The 15,337-nt window shown below is 69.2% G+C and carries 15 protein-coding genes; 6 read left to right on the top strand and 9 right to left on the bottom strand.

All coding sequences use genetic code 11. The features are described from left to right. Nucleotides 1-2 precede the first annotated feature (2 nt). Nucleotides 3-635 (top strand): VC0807 family protein, encoded by a 633-nt coding sequence (locus D0D37_RS13070; RefSeq protein WP_116200773.1) that lies wholly within the window; start codon nucleotides 3-5, stop codon nucleotides 633-635. On the opposite strand, the gene D0D37_RS13075 is transcribed toward D0D37_RS13070, so the two are convergent. Then, nucleotides 632-877, bottom strand: coding sequence for a helix-turn-helix domain-containing protein (locus D0D37_RS13075; protein WP_116200774.1), 246 nt, complete (start codon nucleotides 875-877; stop codon nucleotides 632-634). The two genes, D0D37_RS13070 and D0D37_RS13075, sit on opposite strands and share 4 nt — an antisense overlap. A 206-nt stretch (nucleotides 878-1,083) precedes the next feature. Here D0D37_RS13075 and D0D37_RS13080 point away from each other — a divergent pair, with 206 nt between their 5' ends. Next, complete coding sequence (locus D0D37_RS13080; RefSeq protein WP_244223491.1) at nucleotides 1,084-1,803, top strand: ESX secretion-associated protein EspG; 720 nt, start codon at nucleotides 1,084-1,086, stop codon at nucleotides 1,801-1,803. On the opposite strand, the gene D0D37_RS13085 is transcribed toward D0D37_RS13080, so the two are convergent. Then, nucleotides 1,800-2,168: a MerR family transcriptional regulator gene (locus D0D37_RS13085; protein ID WP_116200775.1), complete on the bottom strand. Its 369-nt coding sequence runs from the start codon at nucleotides 2,166-2,168 to the stop codon at nucleotides 1,800-1,802. The two genes, D0D37_RS13080 and D0D37_RS13085, sit on opposite strands and share 4 nt — an antisense overlap. Nucleotides 2,169-2,276: 108 nt before the next feature. Here D0D37_RS13085 and D0D37_RS13090 point away from each other — a divergent pair, with 108 nt between their 5' ends. Then, entirely contained in the window at nucleotides 2,277-2,969 is a 693-nt protein-coding gene (locus D0D37_RS13090) for an SDR family oxidoreductase (RefSeq protein WP_116200776.1), read from the top strand. Between the two features lie 45 nt (nucleotides 2,970-3,014). Here D0D37_RS13090 and D0D37_RS13095 read toward each other — a convergent pair whose 3' ends face one another. The 4 genes from D0D37_RS13095 to glf all read right to left on the bottom strand — a co-directional run bounded on the left by D0D37_RS13095 (nucleotide 3,015) and on the right by glf (nucleotide 6,662). Beyond that, the gene (locus D0D37_RS13095) at nucleotides 3,015-3,662 is read right to left on the bottom strand and encodes a hypothetical protein (RefSeq protein ID WP_116200777.1); all 648 of its coding nucleotides are present in this window, start codon (nucleotides 3,660-3,662) and stop codon (nucleotides 3,015-3,017) included. A gap of 216 nt (nucleotides 3,663-3,878) precedes the next feature. Continuing rightward, complete coding sequence (locus D0D37_RS13100) at nucleotides 3,879-4,931, bottom strand: decaprenyl-phosphate phosphoribosyltransferase (RefSeq protein ID WP_116200778.1); 1,053 nt, start codon at nucleotides 4,929-4,931, stop codon at nucleotides 3,879-3,881. Then, nucleotides 4,928-5,446: a phosphatase PAP2 family protein gene (locus tag D0D37_RS13105; RefSeq protein WP_116200779.1), complete on the bottom strand. Its 519-nt coding sequence runs from the start codon at nucleotides 5,444-5,446 to the stop codon at nucleotides 4,928-4,930. The genes D0D37_RS13100 and D0D37_RS13105 overlap by 4 nt, the downstream gene beginning before the upstream one ends. Further along, nucleotides 5,439-6,662, bottom strand: a complete 1,224-nt coding sequence (gene glf, locus D0D37_RS13110; protein ID WP_116200780.1) for a UDP-galactopyranose mutase — start codon at nucleotides 6,660-6,662, stop codon at nucleotides 5,439-5,441. Before glf ends, D0D37_RS13105 begins: the two co-directional genes overlap by 8 nt. Nucleotides 6,663-6,751: 89 nt before the next feature. Here glf and D0D37_RS13115 point away from each other — a divergent pair, with 89 nt between their 5' ends. Continuing rightward, a complete protein-coding gene (locus D0D37_RS13115) occupies nucleotides 6,752-8,764 on the top strand; it encodes a DUF6541 family protein (RefSeq protein WP_116200781.1) in 2,013 nt (670 codons plus the stop codon). Nucleotides 8,765-8,804: 40 nt separating this feature from the next. Here the strand turns inward: D0D37_RS13115 and D0D37_RS13120 are convergent, their stop codons facing one another. Further along, entirely contained in the window at nucleotides 8,805-9,692 is an 888-nt protein-coding gene (locus D0D37_RS13120; RefSeq protein WP_116200849.1) for an LLM class flavin-dependent oxidoreductase, read from the bottom strand. Nucleotides 9,693-9,749: 57 nt separating this feature from the next. Here D0D37_RS13120 and D0D37_RS13125 point away from each other — a divergent pair, with 57 nt between their 5' ends. Then, nucleotides 9,750-10,574 carry an HAD family hydrolase gene (locus D0D37_RS13125; protein WP_116200782.1) on the top strand — a complete coding sequence of 275 codons (825 nt, stop codon included), beginning with the start codon at nucleotides 9,750-9,752 and terminating at the stop codon, nucleotides 10,572-10,574. 115 nt (nucleotides 10,575-10,689) lie between these two features. On the opposite strand, the gene D0D37_RS13130 is transcribed toward D0D37_RS13125, so the two are convergent. Both D0D37_RS13130 and D0D37_RS13135 read right to left on the bottom strand, forming a co-directional pair. Continuing rightward, the gene (locus D0D37_RS13130; RefSeq protein WP_116200783.1) at nucleotides 10,690-11,421 is read right to left on the bottom strand and encodes a lysophospholipid acyltransferase family protein; all 732 of its coding nucleotides are present in this window, start codon (nucleotides 11,419-11,421) and stop codon (nucleotides 10,690-10,692) included. Between the two features lie 65 nt (nucleotides 11,422-11,486). Next, complete coding sequence (locus D0D37_RS13135) at nucleotides 11,487-13,004, bottom strand: hypothetical protein (protein WP_116200784.1); 1,518 nt, start codon at nucleotides 13,002-13,004, stop codon at nucleotides 11,487-11,489. A 194-nt stretch (nucleotides 13,005-13,198) separates the two neighbouring features. On the opposite strand from D0D37_RS13135, the gene D0D37_RS13140 reads away from it, so the two are divergent. Then, the gene (locus tag D0D37_RS13140; RefSeq protein ID WP_244223492.1) at nucleotides 13,199-15,121 is read left to right on the top strand and encodes a DUF6541 family protein; all 1,923 of its coding nucleotides are present in this window, start codon (nucleotides 13,199-13,201) and stop codon (nucleotides 15,119-15,121) included. Nucleotides 15,122-15,337: the final 216 nt, after the last annotated feature.

Consider the following 15,337-nt stretch of genomic DNA (forward strand, 5'->3'; position numbering starts at 1 on the left):
GCATGGGGAACGAATTCCGCTCGTCGCTGGCCGCGCTGCTGATCGACCTCGGCGCGCCAGTCGGCGGCTACTACCTGCTCCGCGCCTTCGACGTCCCGCCGGTGTGGGCGCTGCTGCTGAGCGGTCTGCCGCCCGCGCTGCGCGTGCTGTACACGCTGGTCACCCGACGTCGCGTGGACGGGATCGGCCTGCTCGTCCTGATGTTCCTGGCCATCGGCCTGGCCACGACCCTGCTGACCGGCGACGCCCGGCTGATGCTCGTGCGCGGCGCCTGGTTCAGCACTCTGGCCGGTGCCTGGCTGCTCGCGAGCATGTTCGTCGGCCAGCATCCGACGACCTACCAAGCGGCCCGCGCCCTACTGCCCGGCCGCGGATCCCGGCTGGACGCGGCTTGGGAAGAGCGGCCGTCGTTCCGCCGAGCGTGGCAGACGCTGACCGTGGTCTGGGGCGTCGGCAGTCTTGTCCACAGTGGACTAAGCATCGGAATGGCGTACACGTTGCCGGTCGACGACGTTCCCGCGCTCGATGCCGGGCTGTCGATCGCGTTCTTCGTCGGACTGCAGGTGATCACGCAGATTCTGCTGATCCGCGAGGGCACGCTGCGCCAGGTAATGCGGCCGTCCACAGTGGACTAGTCGGCGGACGGCGGTCGCAGCCCGTCCACCAGCCGGGCCGGATTCACCCCGAGGCCGGCGGCGAACTTGAGCAGGTTGTGCAGATTGATGTTGCGCAGCCCGCGTTCGACCTGGCTCACGAAGGTCCAGTGCACCCCGGCCAGTTCGGCCAGCTGTTCCTGACTCAGTCCCGCCTCGTTCCGGAATTCGCGTACCCGCTCGCCAATAGTGCGCGTCGCGGCGGAGATCGGAGGCTTGGCCATCGTCGGTTAATCACACACGTCTACCGCCGCCAAGGCCAGAGCAGGAATGCTCAGAGCATTGATATCTATAGCGTCTACGTCTAGGCGGAGTCGGTTTCGCTAATAACTGCTACCTGTTCTCAATTGCAGACACCAACACCACGCGGGTGATCAATCGGCTACCGTGCTAATGGCGATTGCGAAAGCCGGGGGCCGAGGGGGCACAGGTGCGGGAGGACGTCGAGCAGACGGTGGCCCTGCCCGTCGAAGCATTCTCCGCCGTCTGGGAGATGCTCGACCTCGGGGATCAGCATCCGATGCTGCGCGCGAAACGAGTCTGGGTCAAAACCGGTGCACAGCGCGAACTTCACGCCGCCACGGTCGATCTCCTCGCACGGCTCGGCCTCGCGGACGACGACGCGCCGTCCGCGTATTTGCGGGCCACCCTGCAAGTGCTCGCCTACGCCGAACGCGAGTACTTCGCCTGGTCGGCATTACGCGGCGGAATCCAGCGGACCGTCATCGTCGCCCAGCGAGAGCAGGCCGCGATTCTGGTATCCGCGCAGGACGGCCTGGTCGAAATTCAACCCGCCGCGCCGACCCGCCTGGCCACGACGCTTTTCGGCGCCCTTCCGCAAATTCCCGGCGCGCCAGTCCGCTCTGTCTCGGTAACGCCCGCCTCGGACACGGCCCCGGACCCGTTCGACGAAACCAACAGCCACGAATATCTCGCTTCGACGCTGAATCAGCCCGTGGAAGCCACCCACGCGCTCTATGTCGCCCGGCGTGCGAACGGCCGGCACAGCACCGGCGGACCGATCCTCGCCGCCGACGTGAAATCCGGCCGAATTCTCACCTACCGAACGACCGACGGCCGGACCGAACTCATCCCCGGCACTCCGCGGGCGATCGTGAAGATCCTCAACGACACTCTCGCCGCCCTTTAGCCCAGCACGACCGGGCAATGCGGATTCGGCGTCTCCGCCAATTCGATCATCGCCTCGAGCCGCTCACGCGTGCGTTCGAGACCGGAGATGTACTCGTCCAGCCGGGCTTTCTCCCCGCGCAACCGATCGCGCGACTCCGGCGTGCTGACGCCCGCGTGCAGGCACGGCATCAACTCGCGGATCGTCGCGCTGGACAGCCCGGCCGCGTAAAGCTGCTGGATCAGCCTGACCCAGGACACCGCGTCCTCGTCGTAGCGACGCTGCCCGCCGGACGTGCGCGTCGACTCGAGCAGCCCTTGCTGCTCGTAGTAGCGCAGCGAACGCACGCTGACCCCGGCGCGCTCCGCCACCTCTCCGATCCGCATCCCCAGCCTCCGGCGTGATCCGCACAACAAACACGAGAACCTGACACCAACGTCAGGATCCAGGATAGCCGTTGTCCCCTTCCGACGGCTTTTCCGAGGAGAACTCTCATGCAGATCGCAGGCTCGACCGCGCTGGTCACCGGTGCCGGACGCGGACTCGGCACCCACTTCGTCCGCGCCCTGCTGGACCGCGGCGCGGCCAAGGTCTACGCCACCGCACGCGGCCCGATCGACCTCGACGGCGCCGTGCCGCTGCGGCTGGACGTCACCGATCCCGACTCGATCACGGCTGCCGCGGCCGCCGCGCCCGACGTCAACCTGCTGATCAACAACGCCGGAATCGCCGGCTTCACCGACCTGGTGACCGGCGACCTTGGCGCGATTCGGCGCGAAATGGAGACCAACTTCTTCGGCCCGCTGCAGGTCGTCCGTGCCTTCGCGCCCGGATTGAAGGACGGCGCGGTTCTGAACGTCCTGTCGGTCCTTTCCTGGGCGGCCTACCAGGGCTCAGCGGGATACGCGGCGTCGAAATCGGCGGCGTGGAGCCTGACCAACTCGGTGCGGCTGGAACTGCTGGCCCAGCGCACGCTGGTGAGCGGACTGGTCATGGCCAGTACGGACACCGACATGATGGCGGGCTTCGACATCCCGAAGAACGACCCGGCCGAGGTCGTCCGGCTCGCGCTGGACGGCCTGGAAGCGGGGGAAATCGAGATCATCGCGGACGCGGACAGCGCGGCGGTGAAAGCCGGGCTGTCCGAGCATCCGACGGTTTTGTACCCGGCGCTGCTGGGCGAATGAGGTCCCGCGGGCAAGGATTCTGCGCGAAAAGCCTGGGCCGTTGAATCAGTTCCCTGATCCGGTGCCAGGGCCAGAGCCGGTGTTGCCGCCGTTCCCATTGCCGAAGCCGGGGCCGTTGTTCTGGTTGCCGCCGTTCTGGCCGTTCGGAACGCGGTGGCGCTGGCCGGGGCCGCCGTCGTTAAAGCGGTGGCCGCCCTGGTGCTGACTCATGCCGGGGTGGTGCGTCGCGGCCATCACGCCGCCGACGATTCCGCCGCCAACGACCAAGCCCAGTACTCCCACCGCGACCAGCTGCGTCGCCCGATGGGCCACGAACCGGCGGAAGCCGCTCTGCTTCGGCGGCGGCAGCGGCATGCCCCACGGGCCGGGTTGCGCGAAGTGGCCGGGCTGAGGCGGCTGCTGGGCGAACGGACCGGGCTGCTGGCCCGCCTGGGACGCTTGTTCCGCAGACGGCGCGGGGTGCCCTGCCTGATCGGCGGGCGGCGCGGGCTGCCCAAGCTGACTGGTCTGCTCAGCAGGCGGCACCGGCTGGCTCTGCTGCGTGGCTTCCTCGGACGCGCCCGGCTGACCAGCCGAAGCAGCGGCCGGACCCTCGCCAGCGGAAGCTCCGCCCAGGTCCCCGGCCCGGCCGAACTGCTCAGTCGGCTCCTGCCCGGCGCGCTCGCCGGACGAGGGGTTCTCGTTGTCGTTCATCGTCGGTCCTCCGGGCTGAGCGGGTGGGAGGCGGGCTGTCCCGGCTCCCACCCCCGAGGGTGACCGTCGATGCTGTGGAGAAGCTGAATCCCAGCTGTGTACTAATCCGACCAAAAGTAGGCCGACCCCCACCCGGCACGTAACCGTTGCTACGAAGTCATCAGGCCGTGGCTGTGGTCGGATTAGTACTGATCAGCACAGTAATCCGCGCGCCGTTCACAGGTAGAACGACAGGAACAGGGTCACGACCCAGGTCGCGCCGAGCACCTGCAGCACGCGGTCCTTCAGGGCGATCTCGTCGGGCGCGCCGGCGTTGCCGCCGTCCACGTCGACCGCGTAGCGGAGCACCGCGATCACGAACGGGACCATCGACACGACCGCCCACACCGAGTTGTGCTCGGCCTGGCGGATCTCGAACGCCCACAGGCAGTAGGACATGATCAGGATCGCCGCGGACGTCGCCCACACGAAGCGCAGGTAGCTCGCCGAGTACTTCTTCAGCGAGGACCGGATCTTCGCACCGGTGCGCTCGAACAGCATGATCTCCGCGTACCGCTTGCCCGCCACCATGAACAGCGAGCCGAACGCGGTGACCAGCAGGAACCACTGCGACATCGCGATGCCGCCGGCGACACCGCCGGCGACCGAACGCATCAGGAAGCCCGAGCCGACGATCGCCAGGTCCACCACCGGCTGGTGCTTCAGGCCGAAGCAGTAGCCGAGCTGCACGGCTTCGTAGACCGCCAGCACGATCGCCAGCCGCCAGTCCGCCGCGAACGACACGGCGAGCCCGGCCAGGAAGAACACCACGGCCGCCGCGTAGGCCACCGGGACCGGGACGATGCCCGCCGCGATCGGGCGGTTGCGCTTCGTCGGGTGGGCCCGGTCGGCCTCGACGTCGACGGCGTCGTTGATCAGGTAGACCGACGAGGCGGTGAGCGAGAAGGCCACGAACGCGATGAGCGCGTCGATGACCAGCTCGGTCCGGTTCGTCGCCTTCGAGAACGCGAAGAACGGCGCCGCGAAGACGAGGACGTTCTTCACCCACTGCTTCGGCCGCGCGGTTTTGATCACTCCGAGCACGAGACCCACTGGGCTCGTGCCGGAAGCCGGGGCCGGGGCGGCCGGGGTCGAAGCCGGAACCTCGGCGTTCTCGACCTTCTCGGTCTCCTCGGCGACGTCGGTCTTCTCGGCAGCCGATTCCGTCGCTTGCGCGGATTCGGCCGTACCGGACGCGTTTTCGGTTCGCTCGTCGGTCGTTTCGCTCATCGCTTCTTGGTCAGCTTCCGTCGGATCAGACCGCCGACGACGCCTCCCAGGGCGGCTCCGGCAAGAACGTCTGTCGGATAGTGAACGCCGAGCAGCAGCCTCGAGGCGAGCATCGGCGGTACCAGGGCGGGGACCAGGTTACGCCCGGTCAATCCGGAGTAGAGCACCGCCGCCGCCGTCGTCGACGTCGCGTGCGATGACGGGAAGCTCAGCTTGCTCGGCGTGCCGACCAGAACCTCCACGCTGGGATGGTCCGGACGGCGCCGCCGCACGACCCGCTTCACGGCGATCGACGCGGCGTGCGCGCCCACCACTCCGGCCGACGCGACCAGCCAGTCCTTGCGCCGGTCGCGGTCCACCGCCGCTCCGAGCAAGCCCAGCGCGAACCATCCCGCGCTGTGCTCCCCGAACAGCGACATTCCCCGCGCGACCTTTACGGTGCCCGGCTTCTTCAGCACCTTCTGGGTGCTGGAGAGCACGGCCATCTCACCGCGCGGGGTGTCCTTCTCAAGCATCGATCGAACCGTCCAGCGGCGCACCGTCGGTCAGGTGCGGGGCGATCTTGTTGTCGAACACCGACAGCGCCGACCCGATCGCCATGTGCATGTCGAGGTACTTGTACGTGCCCAGCCGTCCGCCGAACAGCACGTTCTTCTCGCGCGCCTCGGTCTTCGCCAGCTCGCGGTAGCTTTCCAGCTTCTCGCGGTTCTCGGCGGTGTTGATCGGGTAGTACGGCTCGTCGTCTTCCTTCGCGAAACGCGAGTACTCGCGGAAGATGACCGTCTTGTCCTTCGGGTAGTCCCGCTCCGGGTGGAAGTGGCGGAACTCGATGATCCGGGTGTAGGGGACCTCTTCGTCGTTGTAGTTGACGACCGAGGTGCCCTGGAAGTCGCCGGTCCGCGCGACCTCGGACTCGAAGTCGACGGTGCGCCAGGTGAAGCGGCCCGCCGAGTAGTCGAAGTAGCGGTCCAGCGGCCCGGTGTAGACGGTCGGGGTGCCCGCCGGGATGTGCTCGCGGACGTCGAAGTAGTCGACGTTCAGCCGGATCTCGATGTTCTCGTGCTCGGCCATCTTCTCGAGCCACGCGGTGTAGCCGTTGACCGGCAGACCCTCGTAGGTGTCGTTGAAGTACCGGTTGTCGAACGTGTAGCGGACCGGGAGGCGGTTGATGATGTTCGTGCCGAGGTTCTTGGGGTCGTTCTCCCACTGCTTCGCGGTGTACCCGCGGATGAACGCCTCGTAGAGGGGGCGGCCGATCAGGGAGATCGCCTTCTCCTCGAGGTTCTGCGCGTCCTCGGTCCGGAACTCGGCCGCCTGCTTGGCGATCAGCTCGCGCGCCTCGTCCGGCGTGTGGGACTTGCCGAAGAACTGGTTGATCAGGCCGAGGTTCATCGGGAACGAGTAGACCTGGTCCTTCACCCGGGCGAAGACCCGGTGCTGGTAGCCGGTGAACTCGGTGAAGCGGTTGACGTAGTCCCACACCCGCTTGTTGGACGTGTGGAAGAGGTGCGCGCCGTAACGGTGCACCTCGATGCCCGTTTCGGGCTCGACCTCGGAGTAGGCGTTGCCCCCGAGGTGGTGGCGGCGCTCGAGGACCAGGACCTTCTTGCCCAGCTCGGCCGCGGCCCGTTCGGCGATGGTCAAGCCAAAGAAACCGGACCCGACGACGACGAGGTCGTAACCGCGAAAGTCGTCTTCAGTAATCTTGGCGGAGTTCGTGTGCTCGCTCACGGGCGCTCAGGGTACGCAGTCGCGCGACCGCCGCCCGAACCGACCTCGGCATCCCGCCAGGTTTTACCGGCACTACACACGTGAGAAGCATGCCTGCACCAGACACCTTCTGGACCTATCTCGGCGCGGTCGCCGCCTACGTGGCCGTGCTGGCAGTCCCGGGCGGCCTCATCGGCCGGGCCGCGGGAGTGCGCGGCTGGGCCCTCGCCGGGCTCGCGCCGCTGCTCAGCTATGCCGTCACCGGCCTGGCCGGGCCCTGGCTGTCGGCTGTCGGCCTTCCGTACAACGTCTTCACCGCCGCGGCGTGCACCGTGCTGCTGGCGGGGATCGCGTGGGGAATCCGCCGGCTCTTCCTGATCCGCGGCTGGCTCAAACCCGGCGCGGAGGAGCCTCCGGTCGCCTGGAGCACGCGTGCGCAGTGGTCGGTCGCCACGTGCGTCGTGGTGGCGACCGCGCTGTCGATCGCCGTGGTGCTGTCCGCGCGCGGCGGAACGACCGCGGTCTTCCAGCGCTGGGACACCGTCTTCCACGCGAACGGCATCCGCTACATCGCCGAGACCGGCGACGGCTCGCTCATCGGCATGGGCAAGATCAACTGGTACCCGGACGGCTCGTTCTACCCGAACGGCTACCACCTGGTCGGCGCGCTGGTGTACCAGATCTCCGGGACGAGCATCCCGGTCACGCTGAACGCCATCACCATGCCGATCGCGGGCATCTTCGCGCTGTCGATGGTCGCGCTGGTCCGTCAGATGGGCGGCCGGGCGGTCTTCGCGGGCTGCGCGGCTCTCATCGCCGCCACGGCAACCACGGGCGCGTACGAGTCGGTGTCGAGCGGCCTGCTGCCGTACGCGCTGGGCATCGTTCTCACGCCGCTTACGGTGGTCGCGCTGCAACGCTTCCTCGTACGCCCGGGCGTCGACTCCGGCCTGGTGTTCGCGCTGGCCGCGGACGGTCTGCTCACCGCCCACTCAAGCGCGCTGTTCGGCGGGATCCTCTTCGCGGCGCCGCTGGTGCTGCAGCGCTGGTATCGGTCGCTTCGCCGGCTTCGGGTGGACGGGGTGCCCGAGGGACGCAGCGGGCTGCGCGTGATCGGCGGCGACATCGTGCGCACAGTGCCGGTCATGGCGGCCGCGGTCGTCTTCGCCGCGCCGCAGATCCTGGGCGCGATCAGCTTCACCTCCGGCGCGTACCCGTATCAGCCGTGGAATTCAGACCTGCCAGTCCTGTCGGCGCTGAACATGCTCGGCACGTTCCAGCAGGTGCTGCACACGCCGCAACTCTGGCTCACCGTGCTGCTAGTGGTCGGCGTGCTGAGCTTCCGCACGCTCGGCCGGATGCGCTGGCTGACCTTGTCCGCGATCGGGCTGTCCGGGCTGTTCGTGCTGGTCACGTCTTACGGCGCCTCGCCGCTGGTGATCTCGCTGTCGCGGCCGTGGTGGAACGACCGGTTCCGTCTGATGGCGCTGGCCGCGATCCCGCTGTGCCTGCTCGCCGGGCACGGCATGGCGGAGCTGCAGCGCTGGACCGCGCAGCGGATCCGCTCGATCAACTGGGCGAAGGCGCGGCCGAAGGTGGTTTCGCGGCTCGGGATCGCGGCGGCGGCGGTCGTCGTGGCCCTGACCGCCGTGCTGACCGGCGGGTTCTACCGCACCGCGAACGCCACCGCGGTGTCGTTCCTGTACTACAACGGGCCGGAGGGCGAGGTCACGCCGCCGGTCAGCCCGGACGAGATCGCGGCGATGGACTTCCTCGGCCGGATGGGCATCCCGGCGGACCAGAAGGTGCTGAACGACCGGCTGGACGGCACCGCGTGGATGTACGCGCTGACCGGGGTGCACCCGGTCGCCGGCCACTACGACGGCGGCGGCCCGGTTTCGCCGGACGCGACGTACCTGTCGCTGCACTTCCGCGACTACGACCACGACGTGCGCGTGCGCGAGGCGGTGCGGCGGCTGAAGGTGCACCACGTGCTGGTGGGCAGCGGTTCGATCGCCAGAGGAGCGCCGATCTCGCCTGGGCTGCGCGACCTCATGGGCAGCGATTTCCTGCGCCTCGACTACAACAACCCCGGCGCGCAGATCTACACGATCATCAGGTGACCCTCGTGACCGCGGCCTCCCCTGCCGCGGTCACGAGCGGTTACTCGGCCTTGAGGCCCGGCAGCACTTCTTCGACGACCTTCTCCAGCACCGACTCGTGCCCCTCGTACGGCCCGCTCGAGCGCGGCCAGTGCGCGATGACGTCGGTGAAGCCCAGCTCACGAGCCCGTTCGGTGGCCTCGCGGAACGCCGCGACGCTGCTGAGCGAGAACACCGGAGCCGCGTCGAGGCTCAGGTACCGCTGGATGCCCGCCGGTTCCCGACCGGCCGCTTCGAGCCGCTGGTCGAACGTGCGGACCAGCTCGGCGATACCCGTCCACCATTCGTCGAGGGTGTCCCCGCCGCGGCCGGTGGTGACCCAGCCCGCCCCGAACCGCGCGGCCAGCGTCATGGTGCGCGGGCCGTTGGCCGCGACCAGGAACGGCAGCCGCGGGCGCTGCACGGTGCCGGGCAGATTCCGCGCGCCGCGCGCGGAGTAGTACTCGCCGGAGAAGTCGAAGTTGTCGGTCATCAGGAGCCCGTCGAGGGCTTCGACGAACTCGGTGAAACGGTCGACCCGCTGCCGCGCGGTCAGCTCCGGCGCGGCGAGCACCTGCGCGTCGTACCGCGAACTGTCCACGCCGGCTCCGACACCCAGCACGAACCGTCCGTCGGAGACGTCGTCCAGGGTGATCAGCTCGCGCGCGAACGGCACTGGGTGCCGCGCGACCGGCGAGGCGACGAAGGTGCCCAGCCGGATCGTGGAGGTGACCATGGCGGCCGCGGTCAGGGTGGGCACGGCGGAGAACCACGGCCCGTCGACCAGCGATCGCCAGCCGAGATGGTCGTAGGTCCACGCGTGGTCGAAGCCGTACTCCTCGGCCGCGCGCCATTTCGGTTCGGCCGCCCACCAGCGGTCTTCAGGGAGAATTACGATGCCTGCTCGCACGAGGCCGACCGTAACGTCCAGCACTGACATTCGCTCGAACGGGCGGCGACCGGGAGAATGGGACGCGTGGAGAAACCCCGGTTGATCGCGTCCGATGTCGACGGCACCCTGCTCGGACCCAGCGAACAAGTGACGCCGCGCACGGTGTCGGCCGTCCAGCGGGTACTGGCCGACGACGTGCCGTTCGTGCTGTGCACCGGCCGCCCGCCGCGCTGGATCGCGCCGATCGCCGGTCCGCTCGGCCTGACCGGGTACGCGGTGTGCGCCAACGGAGCCGTGCTGCTCGACATCGGACGCGACTCGGTGGTCGCGGTGCACGGCGAACTCGAGCCGGTGCTGCTGCACGACCTGGCCTCGGCGCTGGACAAGGCGCTGCCCGGCTGCCGGCTGGCCGCGGAACGGATCGGCACCGGATCGGTGGAGGCCGAACTGCGCAATTTCGTGATCGAGCCGGAGTACCACAACCCGTGGGGCGACGAGGAGAGCCGGATCGCGCCGCGCGCCGAGGTGCTCGGGAAAACCGCGATCAAGCTGCTGGTCAGCCGCCGCGGGATGACGTCGGGGGAAATGGCCGAGGCGGCGAGCGCGGTGCTCGACGGCGCGGTGGACGTCACGTACTCGTCCACCGGCGGGCTGATCGAACTGTCCGCGCACGGCGTGACGAAGGCGACCGGGCTCGCGGACATCGCCGAACGCTTCGACGTGCCGCAGTCATCGGTGATCGCCTTCGGCGACATGCCCAACGACGTCGAGATGCTGCAGTGGGCCGGGCACGGCGTCGCGATGGCCAACGGCCACCCGGCCGTGCTGGCCGTGGCGGACGAGGTGACCGGCCCGGCCGCGGAGGACGGCGTGGCGCAGGTGCTGGATCGCTGGTTCTAAGCGCGGCGTCCCTGGTGCGCGATGCCAAGGTCCGTGAAGGACTCCTTGAGGGAATCTGATTCCCTCAAGGAGTCCTTCACGGACGTCTGAGGGAGAGCATCGGGGAGTTACGCGGTTACTGGCGGCGGTCGAGTGCGGCGGCTTCCTCGGGAGTCGGCGCGCTGCCGCCCAGGTGCGCGGGCAGCCACCAGCGTTCGGCGTCGCTCTCCGGGGCCTCCGGGTACTCCGCCTGCGCCTTTTCCAGCAGCTCCGACATCCGGGCGCGCAGGTCGCTCGTCAGCGCCTCGCACGAGTCGTCCGGGCCGGGGCGCATCGGCTCGCCGATCACCACGGAAATCGGCACGTGCCGATGAGTGAGGTCCTTCGGACGGCCCTTCGTCCACAGCCGCTGCGTGCCCCACAGCGCCATCGGGATCACCGGAACGCCCGCCTCGGCGGCCATGCGGACCGCGCCGGTCTTGATGTCCTTCACGGTGAACGACCGGCTGATCGTCGCCTCCGGGAAGACGCCGACGACCTCGCCCGCGCGCAGCCGGGCCACGGCCTCGTCGTAGGACGCCTGCCCGGCCGCGCGGTCCACCGGGATGTGGTGCATGCCGCGCATCAGCGGACCGGCGACCGGGTTGCTGAAGATCTCCTGCTTGGCCATGAACCGCACGAGCCGCTTCGCCGGACGGGCGCCGAGGCCGCAGTAGATGAAGTCCAGGTAGCTGACGTGCGTGCAGGCGAGCACCGCGCCGCCGCGGGCGGGCACGTGCTCGGCCCCGGTCACCCGGAGCCGGTTGTCGAGCAGCCGGAACATCAGCCGCGCGGCAACCAGGACGGGCGGGTACACGAAATCAGCCATGCGACCCAGGTTACGGGACCGTAGGTTTCCCGCCGGTAAGTCGCGCGGGTCGGCTCCGCCACACTTCAGGGGCAGGATACGTAGCGGAAATCCGGGGCGCGGTCGAGTTCGTCGACGAGCCGGCTGGCGTCGTCGGCGCGCGGGTACACCGAGATCCAGAACGGCGTGCCGGTGCGCCGGAAGGTCGCGACGCGGTACCAAGCGGGCAGGTCGTCGGCACAATTCTGCCGATCGGCGTACCCCGACCGGCCGGGCATGGCGAGCGTCGACCGTTCCGCGTCGAGCCCGACCACCAGCACCCGCGAACCGGCGCGGCTCGCAAGCAGCCCCGGCGATCCAGCGCTCACGACGGACCCGGGCGGCAGGTAGCGGGCGAGCCAGTCGCCGACCTCGGCCAGTTGCGCACCCTGCGTGCTCCAGGCCTGCACGCGCTCCAGCACCTCGGGGCTGAGCACCGAGACCGCCACCGCGACCCCGGTGAGCGCGGCAGTGGCGGCCGGAACCACCCGAGAAACCGCACGCGGCCGCGGTACCGGCGTGAGGACGCCGCAGCCGGCCACCGCCGCGACCGCCAGCAGCGGCGGCACCGGCACGAGCAGCCGCCACGAAAGTCCCGGATCCTCTTCGAAGAGCACCACGAACGCGGTGTGCCCGAGGGCGAGCGCGAGCAGCAGCCACAGCGCTGACCGGGCTTCCGTCGCGCGTCCCCGGGCCGCCACCAGTACCGCGACCGCCGCGGCCGGGACGAGAAAACCCAAGTGCGCCAAGGTGAAGCCGCCCAGATACGGCCAATCCGGCCCGGGCGGCAGGCTCGCGTCCGGCACGAAACGGTCGTAGTAAGTGATCCGCCAAGCCGTCCACGGAACCAGGAACACCAGCGCGCCCAGCACGAAACCGACCGGAGCCCACCAGGTGTGCCGCCCGCGCGCCGCGGCGAAAACAAGCCATCCCGCGCCGACGACAGCGAGCACGAGCCCTTCCGGCCGCGTCATCACCGCGCTGGCCACGAGCACCCCGGCAACCAACGGACGGCCCGCCACCAGCGCGTACGCGACGCAGAGCACGAGCAACGCGAACATCGGCAGCTCAGTGCCCGAAAGCCCGTACACCGCGAGCCCGTTCGCCCCCGCGGTCAGCAACGCCGCCGCGACCCCGACCGCCCGCCGCGGCTCAACCCCTTCCGGCGACGCGAGCGCGGCAATGCGATTGGCGAGGAAATACGCCATCAACACGCATCCCAACGCGGCCGCGCCACTCAATACGACGGCTCCGGTCGGCACTTCCGCACCGAATGCCCCGCGCGGCAAAGCGATCACCACGAGCCAGAGGAAATTGGCGTACGTCTCGCTGCGATCGCCGGTATTGAAAACCGGGCCGACGCCGTCGGCGATGTTCTGCGCGTACCGGAAACTGACGTACGCGTCCTCGGTGGCAGTGGCGAACAACAGCTGGTGCAGCAGCGAAAACCCGAGAACGAGAAGAAGGACCGCGACCCGCCACCGCCGGTCCTGGCCCATCCGCCGCCAGGCGGCGACGACCAGCGCGGCCAGCGCCAGCCATCCCCCCACGACCGCGTAAACCACGCGTCCCCAGCCTCCCGAGCCCCTCACCCGTCCAGCCGACCCCTGGTGGACGGTTCCTCACCGCTTCCAGTCAAGCGCGCGGCCACGCTCCCCGGACATCAGCCGTTCGGGTGCATATGGGGTGCGGCTAGCCTAGTGCCCGATTCCCATCCGCCACGGGGAGACAGGCGGACGCCCAGGATTTGAGGAAGACTGTGCCGAGCGACCCCACCTCGTTGTCCGTGGCAGCCAGCATCGCCTGCTGTCTGCTCGTGCTCGGGATTCCCGGGCTCATCACCGGCGCCGCCGCCGGATTGCGCGGTTGGCTGCTGGCCGGCCTGACCCCGCTGCTGAGCTACGCCGTCGGCGGCCTCGCGGGTCCGTGGACCGCGGCGATCGGACTGCCCTTCAACGCCTGGACCTATGCGCTGGCCACCGTGCTCTTCGCGGCTGTCGCGTTTGGACTCCGGCGGCTCACCGCGCACCGGTGGCCGCACGAGCCGGAGGTGCGGGCCTGGGAACCGCGGGCGAACTGGGCGGTCGGCGCGTGTCTCGTGCTCGCGACCGTGATCGGGTTCTACACAGCCGTGCACGGCATGGGCCACCTCGGCGCGATCGCGCAGGGCGGCGACGCGCCGTACGCGGCCAACGGCGTGCGCTACATCGCCGAAACCGGCGACGGCAGCCTCTTCGGCATGGGCAAGGTGAACTGGTACGGCGACGGTTCGCCGCCTTTCTACCCCAACGCGTACCACCTGCTCGCCTCCGTGCAGTACACGCTCAGCGGCGGTTCGATCCCGCTCACCCTGGACGTGAACACTGCCTTGCTGCCGGGTTTGCTGGCGCTTTCCCTCGTGGTGCTGGTGCGGGCGTTCCGCGGCCGCGCCGTGCTGGCCGGAGCTGTCGCGCTCGCCTCGGTCGCGCCGGTGATGGGCATGTACGAGTCGATGGACCGCGGGCCGCTGTACCCGTTCCTGCTGGGCATGGCGCTCACCCCGTTGGCCGCCGTGGTGCTGCGCCGGTACCTCGACCGGGTCGCCCCGGACACCGGCTTCGTGCTGATGGTCGCGGCGGTCGGGTTGCTGTGCATCCACTCGTCCACGTTGTTCGGCGCGATCCTGTTCGCCGGACCGCTGCTGGCCCAGCGCTGGATAGAGAACTGGCGCTCGATCGGCAGGGACCTGCTGGCGCTGCTGCCGATCGCGGCGGTGGCGATGCTCGCGGCGTGGCTGCAATTGTTCGGCGCGCTCGGGCTGGCGAACAGCTCGACGGTGGAATATCTCGGTTGGCCCCCCGAATGGCGCGCGACAACCGCGCTCGGTGCGCTGCTCGGATTTCAGCATTACGAACCACAGCCGCAGATCCTGCTGTCGGTGGCCCTGCTGGCCGGTTTCATCTTCTTCCGCAGGCTGGGCGCACTGCGCTGGATCGGCTTGACCGCGCTGGTCACCGGCCTGTTCTACCTGGCGGTCTCGTCCTCGGACGCACCGCTGGTGATGGCGCTGGCGCGGCCGTGGTGGGACGACCCGTACCGGTTCATCACGATGGCGATCGTGCCGCTGTCGTTCATCGCGGGCCACGGAATCGCGGCGCTGCACGAGTGGCTGAAGGAACGGCTGCCCGCGCGAGTGCCGCCCGCCGCGCTCGCCGCGGTGGTGCTGCTCGCCTTCGTGGGAGCCACGAACGGCCTGTACACCGAGTCCAACAGCGAAGTGGTCGCGAAGGGGTACCACCGTCCCAACCCGCGCACCCTGGAAATCACGCCCGGCGAAGAACGCGCGATGGCGGAACTGGGCAAGCTCGCGAAACCGGGTCAATGGGCGATGAACGACCGATGGGACGGCACGCCGTGGACTTACGCACTCAGCGGCGTCCGCACCGTCGCCGCCCACGACGACGGCACGAAACCGCCGTCGGACGCGGTGCTGCTCGCCGCGAAATTCCGCGACTACGACACGGACCCGGCAGTCCGCGCCGCGGTACAGCGGCTGAACATCCACTGGGTGATCCTGGGCCGCCCGGCGGACCCGCCGAAACGCCCGTACGCGGACCCAGGCGTGAACGGACTGGCCGGACTGCCGTTCCTGAAAGAGGTGTACCGCAATGAGGACTCGGTGATCTACCAGCTGAATCGCTGACACTTTTCTGGTCGGCGGCAGGTCTTCCGGTGACACCTCCTTGTCCCCGGGACGACCGGGCACCTCGCGCGCATTACCCCTCCACGAAAGCGTGCTCGGCCGGGCAGCCGCGCTGGATCGGCATGAGCAAACGACGAGCGAAGAACGGGACGAACTCCTGAAGCCTGGCGAGGTTGCCCCGGCAACCTGGTATCGACCCGGGCTAGAGATGCGGTT

This window comes from Amycolatopsis circi, assembly GCF_003385235.1.
Classification (GTDB): Bacteria; Actinomycetota; Actinomycetes; order Mycobacteriales; family Pseudonocardiaceae; genus Amycolatopsis; species Amycolatopsis circi.